Below are 14,766 nucleotides of genomic sequence, written 5' to 3'. Positions count from 1 at the left end.
ACCGAGGACGAGGTCACCGCGGGTGATCATCTGGCCCACTGGCTCCGTCTCGCGCGATCGCATGCGCACAGAAAGGGCCTCACCCCATGAACAAGAGCAACGTGGCGGTGCTCTCAGGCGCTTCCACCCGGGGAAACCACCCCGACAAGGTCCGCGCGATGCTGATCCTGCTCGGCTGTGAGGTCCTCGTGATGACCGTGTGGTTCTCATCGACCGCCGTGATCCCACAGATCTCGGAGCAGCCCGGATCGACACCGTTCCGACTCGCCGCCCTCACCAGCGCCGTACAGGTCGGGTTCGTCCTGGGCACCCTGCTGAGTGCACTGCTCAGGCTGGCGGACGGGCTCGATCCCCTGCGCTACTTCATGGGTGCATCAATGCTGGCTGCGGGCGCAACCCTCTGCCTGGTCTGGCTCCCCGCCGTCTCCTGGCCCGCCATCCTGCTGCGCGTGCTCACGGGCATGGCACTCGCCGGCGTGTACCCGATCGGGCTACGCCTGGCCGCGACGTGGGCGACGAACGACCTCGGTCTGCTCATGGGACTGCTGGTAGGAGCCCTCACCCTCGGGTCAGCCGCACCTCACCTCGTCTCCAGCTTCCTCGAGGTCGACTACCGGCTGATCTACGTCGTCGCTGCAGCTGCCGCGGCCACGGGTGGACTCGGGATTCGCCTGTTCACCAGCGGCCACCGCCAGTCTTCCCGTGGAAGGCTTCAGCTCGGCCAGATCACCCAGATGTGGAAGGACCGACCCCTCCGCCTGGCCAACATCGGCTACCTCGGCCACATGTGGGAGCTCTACGCCATGTGGGCGTGGATCGGGACGTTCTACGTCACGAGCTTCACCACCACAGGCGTGCATAACCCAGGATCATCGGCCAGCCTCGCCACCTTCGCGACCATCGGGGTGGGGGCCATCGGAGCGGTTCTCGGAGGACGTTGCGCGGATCGTTTCGGTCGCACCGCAACGACGATGGGCGCGATGTCCCTCAGCGGCACCTGCGCACTGATCATGGGATGGCTCGTCGACGTACCGCCCCTGGCGGTACTGGCAGTGGGTCTCGTGTGGGGCGTGACCGTGATCGCCGACTCCGCGCAGTTCTCCGCCAGCGTCAGCGAGCTCTCTCCCCCTGAGGCGATCGGCAGCATGTTGACGCTGCAGACCTGCCTCGGCTTCCTGCTGACCCTGGGCAGCATCCAGCTCCTGGGCACCGCGCACGAACGGATCGGCTGGCCGGTCGCGTTCAGCCTCCTCGCGATCGGGCCGTTCGTCGGGACTGTCGCGATGTCGAGGCTTCGCGCGAGCTCGGACTCGCTGCGACTGGCAGGAGGCCGTCGATGACTTGACCGGTCGTACCGCCTGCCGAGCACACCTTCCGTCACATCAAGGAGCCGATCATGGCCAAGGAAATCCGCATCAACGCTTTCAATATGAACTGCCTCAGCCACATCGCAACTGGGATGTGGCGCCACCCCCGCGACAAGTCGCGCGACTACAACACCCTCGAGTACTGGACGGAGCTCGCCCAGACCCTCGAACGTGGTCTCTTCGACGGCCTGTTCCTCGCCGACGTGTTCGGGGTGTACGACGTCTACCGCGGCGACCCGGAGACGGCCATCCGCAACGGTGTACAGATCCCGGTTTGCGACCCCATGATGATCGTTCCAGCCATGGCCGCGGCGACCGAACACCTCGGCTTCGGAATCACGGGCTCGCTGACCTACGAACCTCCGCTGCCCTTTGCCCGCCGGATGTCGACCCTCGACCACCTCACCAAGGGCCGGGTCGCCTGGAACATCGTCACGGGCTACCTCGCCAGCGCCGCCAAGAGCGTCGGACAGGACGACCAGATCTCCCACGACACTCGCTACGAGATCGCGGAGGAGTACATCGACATCATGTACAAGCTCTGGGAGTCCAGCTGGGAGGACGACGCCGTGATGGTGAACCGCGAGAACGGAGTCTTCACGGATCCGTCGAAGATCCACAAGATCAGCCACGACGGCGACCACCTCCAGTTCGAGGCCATCCACCCTTGCGAGCCATCGGCACAGCGCACCCCTGTGCTCTATCAGGCCGGCGCCTCCCCGAAGGGCACAGCCTTCGCGGCGGCCCACGCCGAGTGCGTCTTCGTCGTCGCCCCGTCGACCGGAGCTCTGGGCGGCGCGGTCAAGGGCCTCCGGGAGGGGCTGGTCGCCGCCGGCCGCGATGAGGGCGACGCCAAGGTGCTGGCCTGGATGACCGTCGTCGTTGCCGAGACCGACGAGGAGGCTCACGCCAAGCTCGAGGACTACAAGCAATACGTGAACCACGACGGCGCTCTCGCCCTGGTCGCCGGCTGGACCGGGATCGACTTCTCCAAGTACGACCTGGACTCACCGCTCGACCAGGTGGAGTCCGAGAGCGTCCGGTCGATCGCCACCATGTTCACCAGCGTCGACGGAGACCGCGTGTGGACGCCGCGCGCCATTGCCGAGCAGGTCGGTCTGGCCGGCCTCGGCCCCCTGGTCGTCGGCTCGGTAACGACCGTTGCCGACGAACTCCAGCGGTGGATGGACGAGACGGACATCGACGGGTTCAACCTCGGCCGCATCGTGCTTCCCGAGGCCTACGACGACTTCATCGACCTCGTCGTACCGGAACTCCAGAGTCGCGGTCGTTACAAGACCGCCTACCAGGAGGGCACCTACCGGGAGAAGTTGTTCGGCGAGGGACCCTTGCTCAACGAACGCCACCCGGGTCACGGCTATCGGCACGAGAGCTCCGATGAGACAGAAAGAGAGAGCGTCGCCTAACAGCACCCAAGATCGAGGCCTCTGACCTGCTCCGCCGGTCAGAGGTCTCGACTCGCTGATCGGGCACACGAGCTCGCGCGGCATTGTGGCGCGACCTAGATGGTACGCGGCGGAGTGACGCCCCGTGAAGCGCACTCACGCCCGCGGCTACTGCTTCGCCTTCCTGAGAAGCTCCCACCGGACCCCGGACCCACCGGTTCCGGCGGTGTCGCTTTCCGACGCTCGCGTGAGCGAACGCACGGCTCGCGCTCCACCTTGGCCTTCGCGCTCAGCCTCGACCGGCCCACTCGCCACCAGTGTCCTGGTGACCACGGCCGACAACGGCGCCAGAGCAGGCCTCGACTACCTACAGCAACGGGTCCGCATGCGCGTCGCCCTCGGGGCGACCCGCCCCGTGGTGCGGGTGCCGGTGCTCGGCGACAGTCTCGACGAGCCAACCGAGATGATCCGGCTGCACCTGTCCGCACAGCGAGGTCTCACGATCCGGCGCACCAGCGCCCGCGGCATCGCCGATGACGACGACCCACCGCCAGTCTTCCGACTGGCCGACGTCAGCGTCACCGACGCCTGCCGCCGGATCGACGGTTGCTTCGGTGCCGGTCACACTGTCGCGCCCCAGCGGCCGCACGGTCTCCGTCCAGGTGCACACGGTCGTCGCCACCGCGGATGCCAACGACTTCACGCCCGTCACCACCGCAGTCCCGTTCCCACCTGGCACCACCGCGCGGGTGGTCGGCATCCCCGTGCACGCTGACGGCCTCGACGACCCAGTGGAGGCCTTCGAGCTCCGCACCGACACCCTCGTCAACGCCACCCTCGGCATCGGCCTCGGGCACATCTTGATCCTCCGCCAGTCGCCTCCTGAGAGTCGCGAAGCGCAGTCCGTTGGGCACGCTGAGCGCGATACCGGCGGCTGATCGCCTGCGGCGCCTCGTCGCGGGCACCATCGAGCGCCGCAATAACGCAACAGGCCCTGACCAGCATCTCTGCTGGTCAGGGCCTGTTGCGGTTGGTACCCCCGACCGGATTCGAACCGGCGCTACCTGCGTGAGAGGCAGGCGTGCTAGGCCGCTACACAACGGGGGCATGTCCTTCGGACAACTCGCAGAACACTAGCCGGAGCTGGGATTCCGCACCAAATCCTCAAAGAGGATCCGCTGGTCTACTAGGACTCGAACCTAGACTAACTGAACCAGAATCAGTCGTGCTGCCAATTACACCATAGACCATCGACTTAACAGCCGAACGGCTCGTCCGCCAGGCGTTCGAACCGAGAAGGAACCTTACACGGGCGGGGTTTGGCCGACCAAAACGGTGGCCGTCTCACCGGCGGTCCGTCGCGCGATGCCCAAGCGGCGGGCGGCGTACGTCACCAGCCCCAGGTAGACCAGGGACTGCGTCAGCGTGCTGGGGATCATCCACCAGCTGCTCTCCGACGCCTTCAAGGCCGTGGTCATGTCGCCGAAGGCGAGCGCCAGACCGAAGGCCAGGAAGTTGTTGAGCACGTGCATCGCGATGCCGGCCTCGAGGCCGCCCGTGACGATGACCAGGACGCCCGCGACCAGCCCGAACGCCAGGCGGTCGAAGAACACCGGGATGCCCTGCGAGCCGTGCGCCAACGCGAAGAGCACAGCGGGAACGACCACGGCGACCCACCGCCGCCTGAAGACCCCGCCGAAGGCCTGGGTGAGGTAGCCGCGGAAGGCATACTCCTCGCCCGCCGCCTGCAGCGGCGTGAGGAGGAGGATGACGAGCAGGTAGTCACGGGTCGTCGAGGTGAAGTGGTTGACCTTGCCACCGAGATCATCGTCCGACCCGGCCGCCGGCAGCAGCGCAGAGACGACCAGCGTGGCGAAGAGCGCCACCACCGCGATGCCGAAGCACAGCAGCATCCACTTCCAGCGCATCCGCCCGGCCACGGAGGCGATCCAGCCGGGCCTGAGCCAGCCGTGCAGGACGTAGGTCAGCAGCATGACCGTGGGGATCGCCGTGGCCAGGTTGAGGTTGAGGAAGGCCAGGTACGCCGGCGTGACGGTGTCGCCGGTCAGCCGGTCGACGGCCTCCCCCGGGGTGTCGCCCTGCGCCACGAACACGGCGGTGAACACGGCGAGCAGCAGGAGCGGGAACAGCATGAACCCGATGAAGTTCAGCAGGAGCACGACCACGCCGATCAGCGCGCGCCACCAGCTCGTCACACCGCCCCGGTGCAGCTCGTGGTACTCCAGCCCCGCCTGCATCGCCGAAACCCCTCAGGCCAGGGCCGACTGGAGCCGCCCGAGACTGCGGTCGCGGCCGAGCAGCTCGAGGGACTCGAAGAGCGGCGGGCTGACCCGGCGCCCGGTGACGGCCACCCGGACCGCACCGAAGGCCACCCGCGGCTTGAGTCCCATCTCCTCGACCAGCGCCTGCGTCAGCGCATCGCTGATCCGAGCAGCGGACCACGGCTCGACGCGTGCGAGGGCGTCGTACGCCGCCTGCACGACGGCCTGCCCCTCGTCGGTGTCCACGAGCTTGGCCTTGTCGGTCTCGTCGACGGTGAAGTGGTCCTCGGCGACGAACAGGAAGCCGAGCATCGGCGCGGCCTCGGTGAGCTTGTTGATCCGCTCGGCGACGAACGGCATGGCGAGCTCGAGAAGCTGCTGGTCGGCGGGGCTCACCGGATCGGTGAGGACGCCTTCCTTCTTGAGGTACGGCAACGCCCGCTCGGTGATCTGGTCGATCGACAGCATGCGCATGTGCGAGGCGTTGATGGCCTCCGCCTTCTTGAGGTCGAAGCGCGCAGGGTTGGGGTTCACATCGCGGATGTCGAACGCCTCGACCATCTCCTCGAGGGTGAAGATGTCGCGGTCGCCGGAGATCGCCCACCCGAGCAGGGCGAGGTAGTTGAGCAGGCCCTCGGGAAGGAAGCCGTCCTCGCGGTAGCCGAACAGGTGCGCCTGCGGGTCGCGCTTGGACAGCTTCTTGTTGCCCTCCCCCATGACGAAGGGAAGGTGACCGAACTCCGGCACGCCCTTCGAGATCCCCAGCTCGACGAGCGCCTGGTGCAGCGGGATCTGCCGCGGCGTCGAGGAGAGTAGGTCCTCGCCGCGCAGCACGTGGGTGATCTCCATCAGCGCGTCGTCGACGGGGTTGACCAGCGTGTAGAGCGGGTCGCCGTTGGCGCGGCACAGCGCGAAGTCGGGGACGTACTGCGTCTCGAACGTGATCTCCCCGCGGACCAGGTCGTTCCAGGTGATCGACCCGTCGGGCATTCGGAACCGCACGACCGGCTGGCGACCCTCGGCGCGGAACCGCTCGAGCTGCTCGGTGCTGAGCTCGCGGCAGTGGCCGTCGTACCCCATGACCTTGGAGCCGCTCTCGAGCCGGCGCGCCGCCACCTCGTCGTTGGTGCAGTAGCAGTCGTAGGTGAACTTCGAGTGGGCCAGCTTGTCGAGCACCTCGCGGTAGAGGTCGCCACGCTCGGACTGCCGGTAGGGGCCGTGCGGTCCGCCGACCAGCGGGCCCTCGTCCCAGTTGAGCCCCAGCCACTGCATCGCGCCGATCATCGAGTCGAGCGACTCCTGGGTGCTGCGCTCCTTGTCGGTGTCCTCGATGCGGAAGACGAAGGTGCCACCATGGTGGCGCGCGAAGGCCCAGTTGTAGAGCGCCGTGCGAGCGAAGCCGACGTGCGGGGAGCCGGTCGGGGACGGGCAGAAACGGACGCGAACGGTCACAACACTTCCTTCTTCAGGACTTCTTGATGACGGTGTTGGTCAGGGCGCCCAGCCGCGAGGACGTCACCTCGACCTCGTCGCCCGGCTCCATCGGCCCGACGCCGGCGGGGGTGCCGGTGAGGATGACGTCTCCGGGCAGCAGGGTCATCGCGGCGCTCACGTGCGCGATGATCCTCGGGATGTCGAAGATCAGGTCGGCCGTCGTGCCGTCCTGCTTGACGTCGCCTTGCAGATAGGTCTTGAGGTCGATGCCCTTCTTGATCTCGTCGAGGGTCAGCTCTGTCTCGATCCACGGGCCCAGCGGGCAGAAGGTGTCGAAGCCCTTCGCGCGGCTCCACTGCTTGTCCTTGACCTGCAGGTCGCGCGCGCTGACGTCGTTGGCGAGGGTGTAGCCGAAGATGACGTCCGCCGCCTTCTCGGCCGGCACGTCCTTGCAGATGCGGCCGATGACGACGGCGAGCTCGCCCTCGAAGTGAACGTTCTCCGACTGCTCGGGATAGACGATCGCATCGCCCGGGCCGATCACGCTGGTGTTGGGCTTGAGGAAGAACATCGGCTCGGTCGGCGCCTCGCCGCCCGTCACATTCGCCATCTCGGCGATGTGGTCGGCGTAGTTCTTGCCGATCGCGACCACCTTGCTGCGCGGGATCACCGGCGCGAGCAGCTTCACCTCGCTCAACGGGAGCGTCTGCTGGGTCGGGTTCAGCCCCGCGTAAAGCGGGTCTCCGGCCAGCACGAGGACCTGCGCATCCTCCTCCGGCTGACCGAACTGGTCGAGCTCACCGGCGATCACGCCGTACTGAGGGTCTCCACCGGTGGTGAATCTCGCGATGCGCACCCTGGGAGCCTATCGACCTACCCTCTGTGTCTGTGGAGGTGCTGTCGCGGGACGAGTGGGAGACCCGGGCCGCGTCACACCGCGCCCGCCTCGCCCCGTACGTCGACCCCCACCTCGCCCGCCGCGAGGCCCGCGTCAAGCACCCCGTGCACGACTTCCTCTTCACCTACTACTCCCAGCGCCCCGCGCAGCTGCTGCGCTGGCACCCCGGAGCTGGGATCGGGCTGGCCGACGCCGCCGAGTACGCCGGTCTCAAGGGCTACGCCCCGCTCGCCGAGGGTCTCGATACGCCCTCGCTCGTCCCTCGCGAGGGCTACTCGACCAGCGACGACCTCGCCGGTCGAGCAGCGAGCGCGAGCGCGAGCGCGAGCGAGCGTATCGAGACCCGTCACGAGATCATCACCGTCTCCCCCGAGTACGTCGCCTCCCAGCGCACGCTCGTCGAGACGCTCCTCCGCCTCCTGCGCGCCACCGCAGACCGGGCGGCAAACTTCGGCTGCTTCGGGCTGCACGAGTGGGCGATGGTCTACCGCGCCGACGAGACCCGACACCCGCAGCCACTCCGGCTCGGCGGGGCGGCGACCGACGCGGTGGTCGAGTCCCACCGGATCGCCTGCTCCCACTTCGACGCCTTCCGGTTCTTCACGCCGTCGGCGGTGCCGCTCAACGCCCTCTCCCCCGCGTCGCACGACCGGCCCGACTTCGAGCAGCCCGGCTGCCTGCACGGGGGCATGGACCTCTACATGCACGCCTACCGGCTCACCCCGATGGTCGGCTCCGACCTCGTCGCCGACGCGTTCGAGCTCGCCTGGGACATCCGGATCCTCGACATGCGCGCTGCTCCGTATGACATGACGGGCCTGAGACTGGACCCCTCCGGCGAGGAATGGTCGCCGGTGCGGATCGAGACACCCGACGGCAAGCGCGTCTACGCGGAGCTTCAGCGTGGCTTCGCCGAGCGAGCCCAGCCCATCCGCCAGCGCCTCATCGACGAGTGCGAGCGACTGCTCACGTACACGGGTACACCGAAGTCCGCCGTCAGCGCTGGCGCCACGGGGGGACGCTGAGTCCGACACCGACTTCGGTGTACCCGTGTACGCGGACCCTTCAGTGGACCGGCGTCAGGACGCCTGCCGCACCGCCACGGCGAGCTGGATGCCGGCCATGACGAGCCCCAGGCCGGTCTCGAAGTCCGACGACTCACGCGGCTCATCGTCGATCGCGCCGACGGAGGCCGCCTGCAGGTGCGTCTGCTCGTCGACCGCGTGCCCGTAGACGTAGTGCAGCAGCGTCCGGGCGGCCACGGGCGCGAGCTCGGACAGTCCGGCCTCGCGGAGTGCGTCGAGGAGCGCCTCATAGGGATACGCCGCGCCGAGTCCGAACGACCACACGGTGGCGACGACCTCCGCGCCGTCGCGGTAGGCGAGCAGCGCGTCGCGCAGCACCGAGCAGATCCCGGTCGCGCGCTCCTCCCACGATCCGTCGGCCGGCCATGACGCTCGCGCCAGGATCTCGTCCGCGACGGCCGCGAGGAGCGACTGCTTGTTGGCGAAGTGGTGGTAGAGCGCACTCGGCTGCACGCCGAGCTCCGCGCCGAGCCGCCGCATCGTCAGGTCCGCCAGCCCATAGCCGTCGAGCACGTCGACCGCCCGGGCGACCACGTCGTCGCGGCGATAGCGCATGTCACCTGCTTCCCGTTCGTGGCACCGTTTGACCGGCACGCGGGCCCACCTTAACCTGAACAACGTTCACCTGACCACCGTTCAGGTCCCGACAGGAAGCCAGACGCATGACCATGACCGAGACACCCGCCAATGCGACCGGCCGGCGCCGCTTCACGACCACCGACCTCGCACTGATCGCGGTCTTTGCGGCGCTGATCGCGGCGGCCGCGTATGTCGCCGCCATCCCCGTCGGCGGCGCCGGCGTGCCGCTGACCCTGCAGACCTTCGCCCTGATCCTCACGGGCCTCGTGCTCGGTCCGGTGCGCGGCTTCCTGGCGGCGTCGCTCTATCTCCTCCTCGGTCTCGTGGGTCTCCCGGTCTTCGCCGAGCACACGTCGGGCGCCGCGGTGTTCACGGGTCCGACGGCGGGCTACCTCTACAGCTTCCCGCTCATGACGGCCGTGGCCGGGCTGGGCGCCCTGCTGGTCGGTGCCAACCGCACGCGGGCCGTCTTCCTCTTCGTGCCGGCACTGGCCGCGGTGCTCGTCAACCACGCCGCCGGCATCCTGGGCCTCCACCTCAGCCTCGACGTCTCGTGGGCGAAGGCGGCCTCCTTCGACGCGCCGTTCTGGCTCGGCGACATCGTGAAGGCCGCCGTGGCCGCGATCGTGGCCGCCGAGGTGCACCGGGCGTTCCCCGCACTGCTGGGACGCCGTGGCTGAGATCGTCTTCGAGGGCGCCGGGGTCACCGCTGGCGAGCGGACGATCCTGGCGCCCACCGACCTCGTGCTGCGCGAGCAGCGCATCGCGGTCATCGGCGGCAACGGCTCCGGCAAGTCGACGCTCGCGCGCCTGATCAACGGGCTGATCGAGCCCACCGTCGGTCGCGTGCTCGTCGACAGCCACGACACGGTGGGCCACGGCGCCCACGTGCGCCGGCAGGTCGGCTTCTGCTTCACCGACCCGTCCGCGCAGCTGGTCATGCCGACGTGCGTCGAGGACGTCGAGCTCTCCCTCCGCAAGCGGCTCCCCCGCGCCGAGCGTCGACCCGCCGCCCTGGCCACACTCGCCCGCTTCGGGCTCGAGGACCGCGCCGACGTCAGCGTCCACGCGCTCTCCGGCGGACAGCGTCAGCTGCTCGCTCTTGCCGGCGTCCTCGCGGTCGAGCCGGACGTCCTCGTCGCCGACGAGCCGACCACGCTCCTCGACCTCGCCAACACCCGCCTCATCGGCGACCTCTTGCTCTCGCTCCCCCAGCAGCTGGTCCTCGTCACCCACGACCTCGCCCTGGCCGCTCGCTGCGACCGCGGGATCGTCGTCGAGGACGGTCGCATCCGCTACGACGGTCCCGCCCCCGACGCCGTCGCCGACTACGTCGAGTCGGTTGCGACTTCCACACCCGCCTGGGAGGGGTCGTGTCCGGCCGAGCGGTGAGCTACCTCGACGGACTGGGCGTCTACCGGCCGGGCACCTCGCTCCTGCATCGAGCACCGGTCGGTCCGAAGCTGCTCGGCCTGATCATCGCGAGCATCGCCCTCGTCGTCGTCCGCGGCCCCCTCTCCGCGGTCGTCTTCTTCGCCGGAGCGCTGGCCGTCGCGGCGCTGGCGCGGATCCCGCTGCTCCAGATCGTGCGCACGCTGCGCGCCCTGCTGCTGCTCGCGGTGGCGATCGCCCTGCTGCAGTGGTGGTCGATCGGACCCGCCCGCGCGGTCGAGTCGCTCCTCGACCTGCTCACCCTCGGGCTCCTCGGCCTGACGCTGAGCCACACGACGGCCGTGACGGACATGCTCGACGCGTTCGTCCGCTGGATCACGCCCCTGCGCCGGATCGGCGTCGACCCGGAGCGGGTCGCGCTGACCGTGGGACTCGCGATCCAGTCTCTGCCGGCCACCTTCGCCCTCGTGCTCGAGACACGCGACGCCGCGCGAGCCCGCGGCCTTCGGACGCCGCGTGCCTACCTGACGCCCTTCGTCATCCGCGTCGTCGCCCGCGCCCACGAGACCGGCGACGCCCTGCACGCTCGTGGGATCGGCGACGGCTGACCGACGCGCTGCGTGTTCGTCGAGGTATGCAGCCGAACGGTCACTTCCCCCGCGGAACTCCGCACGAGAAGTGACGACTCGGCTGCATACCTCGACGAGCATCCACCCAGACCCTCACCACCCCGGCGGCCGCCGCGTGAACCCGCCGACGGCCTCCTCGACCTGAGCAGCGAGAGAGAACAGCAGCTCGTCCTCGGCCGGGCGCGCGGCCAGCATCACGCCGACCGGCAGGCCGGACGCCGTCCAGTGCAGCGGGAGGGAGACGGCGGGCATGCCGGTGACGTTCCAGGCGGACGTCCACGGCGTGAAGCGCTTCTGGCTCTCGAAGTCGCGGGCCGGGTCGGCGTCGTCGCGGATCGCACCGACGGGCAGCGGCGGCACGGCCAACGTGGGAGTCAGGACGGCGTCGTACGGCGCCAGCGCGGCCAGCGCCTGCGCCGCATACCGCCGCATCGTGCCGATCGCGAGCCCGAACTCCGGCCCGGACACACCCTGGCCGCGCGAGATCAGCCACCGCGTCAACGGCCGCAGGAGCGACTCCCGCTCAGGCGGCACCACCGACAGCGCCGTCAGGACCGCCCAGCACGTCTCGAATGTCGGCACGGCCTCGGGCGGCAGCGGCACCGGCACGTCGACGATCTCGTGGCCGAGCGACTCCAACAGGACAGAGGCGTCCGACCAGGCCTGCACGACCTCAGGGTCCACCGCCGCCTCGGTGATGACCGGCTCGAGGAACCGCGCGATCCGCAGCCGGCCGACGGGCCGGTCGCACGCCTCCAGGTAGGACTCTGAGGAGACCGCCCAGAACGGGTCCCCCACCCGGCGGCCGGCCAGCACGTCCAGGAAAGCGGCGGCATCACGCACGGACCGCGCCAGCGGGCCGGAGGTGCCGAGGCCGACGGGGTCGCCGTACATGGGGGCTCCGGAGATGACGCCCCGTGACGGCTTGAAGCCGACGATGCCGCAGCATGACGCCGGGATCCTGATCGAGCCGCCCCCGTCGGAGCCCTGAGCGACCGGCACAAGCCCGGCGGCCACGGCGGCGGCCGCACCACCGGAGGAGCCGCCGGCGCCACGGGTCCGGTCCCACGGGGTGACGGCGGGCGGCGCGACGTCGGGCTCGGTGTAGCAGGGCGAGCCGAACTCGGGCGTGTTCGTCTTGCCGAGGGAGATCATCCCGGCGGCCTCGATCGACAGCGTCACGTTGTCGGAGATGTCCGGCACGTAGTCGTCGAAGGCCGCCGACCCGAAGGTCGTCCGCACGCCGGCGGTGAGGTTGAGGTCCTTGATGGCGGTGGGTACGCCGAACAGGGGTGACTCCCCCACCGGCTTGACTGCCAACGAGCGCGCGCAGGAGGAGATCCGCTCCTCGGCCAGCGTGACGAACGCGCCCACGTCGTCCAGCGCCTCGATCCGCTGCAGGTAGTGCTCCGCCAGCTCGCCAGGCGACACCTCGCAGCGGCGTACCAGCTCACCCTGCTCCAACGCGGACAGGTCGTGCAGATCGGTCACCCGGTCAGCCTAGGGAGGCTTCCCACTCGCGGTCGAGGATCGCGAAGTCGATCTCGTCACTCCACCGGCCGCGGAACCACTCGTTCTCGACCAGCAACGCCTCTTGGCGCATGCCGAGCTTGCGCAGGACCGCGGCCGAGGCGGTGTTGAGCGCGTCGATCCGCGCGGCCATCCGGTGCAGGCCGAGGTCCTCGAAGGCGAGCCGGAGCACCGCCCGCCCGGCCTCGACCGCCAGACCCCGTCCCCACACGTCGGGATGCAGCTCGTAGCCCAGCTCCCCGGAGCGGTGCTTCTCGCTGTGGAACATGAGGAGCGCGTCGCCCACGACCCGACCGGTCTCCTTGAGCTCGAGCCCGAGGATGAGCACCTGCCCCTCGGCGTCGAGCTCGGTCCGGGTGAACTGCGGGTCGCCGAGCCGCTTCTCGATCTCCTCGCGGCTGCGCGGCTCGTACGGCAGAAAGGCGCACACCTCGTCCAGCGACTGGTAGGCATGCACGTCGTCGACGTCGGCCGGCGTGAGCGGGCGCAGGAGCAGCCGCTCGGTCTGGAGGGGGTACGTCGGCGCGAGTCTCACCCGGCCACCCTGGCAGAGCCGTGAGTGTCTCGACCACCCATGGGTGGTCGAGACACTCGCGGCTCAGCGGTGTCGGCGCAGCCCGAAGGTCAGTCCGTCCACGAGCGCCTCCCACGAGGCCTCGATGACGTTCTCCCCGACCCCGACCGTCACCCAGGACTCGTCCATGTCCGAGGTCTCGATGAGCACCCGCGTCTTCGCATCCGTGCCATGCCCCTCGTCGAAGAGCCGCACCTTGTAGTCGGTCAGCTCGAACCCCTGCACCTCCGGGAAGGCCTGGGTGATCGCCGACCGGAGCGCCGAGTCGAGTGCGTTGACCGGGCCGTTGCCCTCGCCGGTCACGACGAAGCGGACGCCGTCGGCCACGATCTTCACCGTCGCCTCGGTGAGCCCGGCCTTGCCGCCCGCGGCATCGCTGATGACCCGCCAGGACTCGACGTCGAAGTACGACGGCCGGGCACCCTCGACCTCCTCGGCCAGCAGCAGCTCGAACGAGGCGTCAGCCGCCTCGAAGGTGTAGCCGCGCGACTCGAGCTCCTTGACCCGGTCGGTGACCCGCCGGGCCAGGTCGGCGTCGAGCTCGAAGCCGAGCTCCTTGCCCTTCAGCTCGATCGAGGCGCGGCCGGCCATGTCGGAGACGAGCAGGCGCATGTCGTTGCCGACGCCGAGCGGGTCCATGTGCTGATAGAGGTCGGGGTCGACCTTGATCGCACTCGCGTGCAGTCCGGCCTTGTGGGCGAAGGCGGAGGAGCCGACATACGGCTGGCGCGAGGCGGGCGGGACGTTGGTGACCTCGGCGATCGCGTGGGCGGTCCGGGTGGCCTCCCGCAGCAGCCCGTCGGGCAGCACGCGGCGGCCGAGCTTGAGCTCGAGGTTGGCGACGACCGCGATGAGGTCGGCGTTGCCGGTGCGCTCGCCGTATCCGTTGACCGTGCCCTGCACGTGCGTCGCGCCGGCGTCGACCGCGGCGAGGCTGTTGGCGACGGCGCAGCCGGTGTCGTTGTGGCAGTGGATGCCGACCTTCGCGCCCGTCTCGGACACCACGTCGTGGACGACGTCGGCGATCCAGCCCGGCAGCATGCCGCCGTTGGTGTCGCACAGCGCGACGACCTCGGCTCCCGCGTCGGCCGCCGTGCGGAGCACCTCGAGGGCGTAGGCGCGGTTGGCCCGGTAGCCGTCGAAGAAGTGCTCGGCGTCGAGGAAGACCCGCTGACCCTCCTCGCGCAGGTGGGTGACCGTGTCGCGGATCATGGCGAGGTTCTCGTCGAGGGTCGTGCGCAGGGCCAGCTCGACATGGCGGTCGTGCGACTTCGCCACCAGCGTCACGACGCCGGCGCCCGAGTCGCGCAGGGCGGCGATCAGCGGGTCGTCGGCGGCCTTGAGCCCGGCACGACGCGTCGCGCCGAACGCGGCCAGCTGGGCGTGCTCGAGCTTGAGCTCGTTGCGGGCGCGGGCGAAGAACTCGGTGTCCTTGGGGTTGGCCCCGGGCCAGCCACCCTCGATGTAGCCCACGCCCAGTCCGTCGAGCTGGCGCGCGATCACCAGCTTGTCGGCCACCGAGAGGTTGAGGCCCTCCTGCTGCGCGCCGTCGCGCAGCGTGGTGTCGTAGACGTGGAACTCGCTCATAGG

At 69.5% G+C, this 14,766-nt stretch carries 15 protein-coding genes and 2 tRNA genes; 7 read left to right on the top strand and 10 right to left on the bottom strand.

Annotated features, from left to right (window positions below; genetic code table 11):
* The first annotated feature begins 86 nt into the window (after positions 1 to 86).
* Together ACYQ1K_RS10705 and ACYQ1K_RS10700 are read left to right on the top strand one after the other, a co-directional pair.
* Positions 87 to 1,340: an MFS transporter gene (locus ACYQ1K_RS10705; protein ID WP_459982959.1), complete on the top strand. Its 1,254-nt coding sequence runs from the start codon at positions 87 to 89 to the stop codon at positions 1,338 to 1,340.
* 56 nt (positions 1,341 to 1,396) lie between these two features.
* Entirely contained in the window at positions 1,397 to 2,794 is a 1,398-nt protein-coding gene (locus ACYQ1K_RS10700; protein ID WP_459982958.1) for an LLM class flavin-dependent oxidoreductase, read from the top strand.
* 346 nt (positions 2,795 to 3,140) lie between these two features.
* On the opposite strand, the gene ACYQ1K_RS10695 is transcribed toward ACYQ1K_RS10700, so the two are convergent.
* Positions 3,141 to 3,398 (bottom strand): hypothetical protein, encoded by a 258-nt coding sequence (locus ACYQ1K_RS10695; RefSeq protein WP_459982957.1) that lies wholly within the window; start codon positions 3,396 to 3,398, stop codon positions 3,141 to 3,143.
* Here ACYQ1K_RS10695 and ACYQ1K_RS10690 point away from each other — a divergent pair.
* Positions 3,388 to 3,711 (top strand): hypothetical protein, encoded by a 324-nt coding sequence (locus tag ACYQ1K_RS10690; RefSeq protein ID WP_459982956.1) that lies wholly within the window; start codon positions 3,388 to 3,390, stop codon positions 3,709 to 3,711. The genes ACYQ1K_RS10695 and ACYQ1K_RS10690 overlap by 11 nt on opposite strands.
* Before the next feature lie 93 nt (positions 3,712 to 3,804).
* On the opposite strand, the gene ACYQ1K_RS10685 is transcribed toward ACYQ1K_RS10690, so the two are convergent.
* The 5 genes from ACYQ1K_RS10685 to ACYQ1K_RS10665 all read right to left on the bottom strand — a co-directional run bounded on the left by ACYQ1K_RS10685 (position 3,805) and on the right by ACYQ1K_RS10665 (position 7,345).
* Positions 3,805 to 3,880 (bottom strand) — tRNA-Glu (locus tag ACYQ1K_RS10685).
* A 71-nt stretch (positions 3,881 to 3,951) separates the two neighbouring features.
* Positions 3,952 to 4,023 (bottom strand) — tRNA-Gln (locus tag ACYQ1K_RS10680).
* A 54-nt stretch (positions 4,024 to 4,077) separates the two neighbouring features.
* Positions 4,078 to 5,031, bottom strand: a complete 954-nt coding sequence (locus tag ACYQ1K_RS10675) for a CPBP family intramembrane glutamic endopeptidase (RefSeq protein WP_459982955.1) — start codon at positions 5,029 to 5,031, stop codon at positions 4,078 to 4,080.
* A 12-nt stretch (positions 5,032 to 5,043) separates the two neighbouring features.
* On the bottom strand, positions 5,044 to 6,507 hold the full coding sequence (gene gltX, locus ACYQ1K_RS10670; RefSeq protein WP_459982954.1) for a glutamate--tRNA ligase: 1,464 nt from the start codon (positions 6,505 to 6,507) through the stop codon (positions 5,044 to 5,046).
* Positions 6,508 to 6,520: 13 nt separating this feature from the next.
* Entirely contained in the window at positions 6,521 to 7,345 is an 825-nt protein-coding gene (locus tag ACYQ1K_RS10665) for a fumarylacetoacetate hydrolase family protein (protein ID WP_459982953.1), read from the bottom strand.
* A 32-nt stretch (positions 7,346 to 7,377) separates the two neighbouring features.
* Between ACYQ1K_RS10665 and ACYQ1K_RS10660 the strand changes: the two genes are divergently transcribed.
* Positions 7,378 to 8,412, top strand: coding sequence for a 3-methyladenine DNA glycosylase (locus tag ACYQ1K_RS10660; RefSeq protein ID WP_459982952.1), 1,035 nt, complete (start codon positions 7,378 to 7,380; stop codon positions 8,410 to 8,412).
* Between the two features lie 54 nt (positions 8,413 to 8,466).
* On the opposite strand, the gene ACYQ1K_RS10655 is transcribed toward ACYQ1K_RS10660, so the two are convergent.
* Positions 8,467 to 9,027: a TetR/AcrR family transcriptional regulator C-terminal domain-containing protein gene (locus ACYQ1K_RS10655; protein WP_459982951.1), complete on the bottom strand. Its 561-nt coding sequence runs from the start codon at positions 9,025 to 9,027 to the stop codon at positions 8,467 to 8,469.
* 113 nt (positions 9,028 to 9,140) lie between these two features.
* On the opposite strand from ACYQ1K_RS10655, the gene ACYQ1K_RS10650 reads away from it, so the two are divergent.
* The 3 genes from ACYQ1K_RS10650 to ACYQ1K_RS10640 are packed head-to-tail and all read left to right on the top strand — an operon-like array spanning position 9,141 to position 11,051.
* On the top strand, positions 9,141 to 9,731 hold the full coding sequence (locus ACYQ1K_RS10650) for a biotin transporter BioY (protein WP_459982950.1): 591 nt from the start codon (positions 9,141 to 9,143) through the stop codon (positions 9,729 to 9,731).
* Positions 9,724 to 10,443 carry an energy-coupling factor ABC transporter ATP-binding protein gene (locus tag ACYQ1K_RS10645; protein WP_459982949.1) on the top strand — a complete coding sequence of 240 codons (720 nt, stop codon included), beginning with the start codon at positions 9,724 to 9,726 and terminating at the stop codon, positions 10,441 to 10,443. Before ACYQ1K_RS10650 ends, ACYQ1K_RS10645 begins: the two co-directional genes overlap by 8 nt.
* Positions 10,425 to 11,051, top strand: a complete 627-nt coding sequence (locus tag ACYQ1K_RS10640; protein WP_459982948.1) for a CbiQ family ECF transporter T component — start codon at positions 10,425 to 10,427, stop codon at positions 11,049 to 11,051. Before ACYQ1K_RS10645 ends, ACYQ1K_RS10640 begins: the two co-directional genes overlap by 19 nt.
* A 114-nt stretch (positions 11,052 to 11,165) precedes the next feature.
* On the opposite strand, the gene ACYQ1K_RS10635 is transcribed toward ACYQ1K_RS10640, so the two are convergent.
* The 3 genes from ACYQ1K_RS10635 to cimA all read right to left on the bottom strand — a co-directional run bounded on the left by ACYQ1K_RS10635 (position 11,166) and on the right by cimA (position 14,763).
* Positions 11,166 to 12,563: an amidase gene (locus tag ACYQ1K_RS10635; RefSeq protein ID WP_459982947.1), complete on the bottom strand. Its 1,398-nt coding sequence runs from the start codon at positions 12,561 to 12,563 to the stop codon at positions 11,166 to 11,168.
* Positions 12,564 to 12,567: 4 nt separating this feature from the next.
* A complete protein-coding gene (locus ACYQ1K_RS10630) occupies positions 12,568 to 13,137 on the bottom strand; it encodes a GNAT family N-acetyltransferase (RefSeq protein ID WP_459982946.1) in 570 nt (189 codons plus the stop codon).
* A gap of 63 nt (positions 13,138 to 13,200) precedes the next feature.
* Positions 13,201 to 14,763, bottom strand: coding sequence for a citramalate synthase (gene cimA, locus ACYQ1K_RS10625; RefSeq protein ID WP_459982945.1), 1,563 nt, complete (start codon positions 14,761 to 14,763; stop codon positions 13,201 to 13,203).
* Between the last annotated feature and the right edge of the window lie 3 nt (positions 14,764 to 14,766).

This window comes from Nocardioides sp. AN3, assembly GCF_054653495.1.
Note: the sequence above shows the minus strand (reverse complement) of the source record. Positions and strands in the feature narration are given on the sequence as shown.

Coding starts and splice junctions, on each gene's coding strand:
- ACYQ1K_RS10705 (WP_459982959.1), top strand. CDS start 87: ATGAACAAGAGCAACGTGGCGGTGCTCTCAGGCGCTTCCACCCGGGGA.
- ACYQ1K_RS10700 (WP_459982958.1), top strand. CDS start 1,397: ATGGCCAAGGAAATCCGCATCAACGCTTTCAATATGAACTGCCTCAGC.
- ACYQ1K_RS10675 (WP_459982955.1), bottom strand. CDS start 5,031: ATGCAGGCGGGGCTGGAGTACCACGAGCTGCACCGGGGCGGTGTGACG.
- ACYQ1K_RS10655 (WP_459982951.1), bottom strand. CDS start 9,027: ATGCGCTATCGCCGCGACGACGTGGTCGCCCGGGCGGTCGACGTGCTC.
- ACYQ1K_RS10650 (WP_459982950.1), top strand. CDS start 9,141: ATGACCGAGACACCCGCCAATGCGACCGGCCGGCGCCGCTTCACGACC.
- cimA (WP_459982945.1), bottom strand. CDS start 14,763: ATGAGCGAGTTCCACGTCTACGACACCACGCTGCGCGACGGCGCGCAG.